We start from the raw sequence: 1,445 nt of genomic DNA on the forward strand, positions 1-1,445 counted from the left end.
CGGGCTGGTACCGGCACATCACCCTGGCCATGCTCGCCCATGCCTTCCTGGCCGCCGTCGCAGTCCAAGTCACCGAGAGGGGGGCCGCAGAAACGACACCACCAGCACTATTCGCTTCACCGTGGCAGAAGTCCGCCGACTCCTGGAAGCTCTGCTGCCCCGCCCCACCCCACGACCCGGAGCGGTTGTCCATGCCCTGAAATGGTCCCTCTGGCGCAGACGGCACCAAGCCACAGCCCGACGCTGCCACTACCGAAGAAGGATCAGCTCAGGCAACGATTTCTCACTGGAGGACTAGCCCTCTACGACATGCCGTGACCCTAACAACTACCGATCTAAATGGCATTGGCGACGTCAAGCTGAGGATGGAAACAACTCACTACCTAAACAATCTGGAAGCTACACTCCGAGGGCGGAACATACTCCACTGGACGACATGGTCCGCTTTTTCCTTCCACAGCACGATCGGAGCTCTTTCGTTGGGATACCAAACAACCCGACAGTTGGCACCCCAGACGTCCATACCGAGCTTATCAGCCGCCTGCTGGGCCATTCCCCCGTCGACTTGTCCGGCCTTACAGGAAGCCATAATGAGACACGATCCAGGCTGTCTCCGTACCTCCTCGAAACTATCGCGACGTCTCAGTTCACGAGTCAGAGTCCCTGCGCCCCTTTTTACTAGCGTTTCCTCCGGATTATTATGGTGAAATTTCAATTTATCGGCGTTACCGTGTTGCGTTGAGATGTAGATGGGACGACCAGCCCATGGAGCCGGTTCGTATGTTACGTGACCTGTGGCACTATCCAGGATACCTACCATATCCACACTGCGATAGAACCACTGCCCCGCCGACTCCGCGTGCTCTTCTGTGGAAAGAAAAGAACGCCCCTTGAGCCCTGGGATTCCTTGGCTGTGATAGGAGGAACTGGAGGAACCGCGTGGCATGCGCTGCACCGCGAGAGTTGCCGCTCTATTACCAGCGGTGCCCTGTATAGCAGCGATAGCCGCCTGGTGCGGGGGAAGGACTGCTCTTGCCTTTGCCTGAGGTGGGACCGTGGCGCCGGAGGGTGCACGCCCCTTCTTAGGATCGGACCGCTCTTGATGTCCGGGATGACTGTGCATCTGATCTCCTTGGTAGCCGACTTGCCGTGGTGCGAGGCACGCACCGCTGGGTACCGGTTTATGTAGTGTGGATGCCCCGGCACAAGAGCCTTAGGGGCACACGTCGGGGCACACATTGAGCCTTTTCCAACCTCACTCTGAACTCGAATCCACCAGTTGATGTTTGCGGGGGGCTTGTCCCCAGGGCTAGGCAGTTTCGTTTGGATCAGCCGGTCGTTGGTCGGGGTGTGCCGTTGACTGATGCGCAGCGGGCGCGGATCGAGCCGTTGCTCCCGGACCGGACGCCGAAGCGTGGTGGCGGCTGGCGGGATCACCGTGAGGT

1 pseudogene is annotated in these 1,445 nt (G+C 59.4%); it reads left to right on the forward strand.

Annotation, left to right across the window (positions count from 1 at the left end):
* Window positions 1–200: pseudogene (locus tag ACZ470_RS40490) on the forward strand (IS701 family transposase); the annotation flags it as partial.
* Window positions 201–1,445: the final 1,245 nt, after the last annotated feature.

The organism is Streptomyces sp. NPDC031111 (assembly GCF_055570675.1).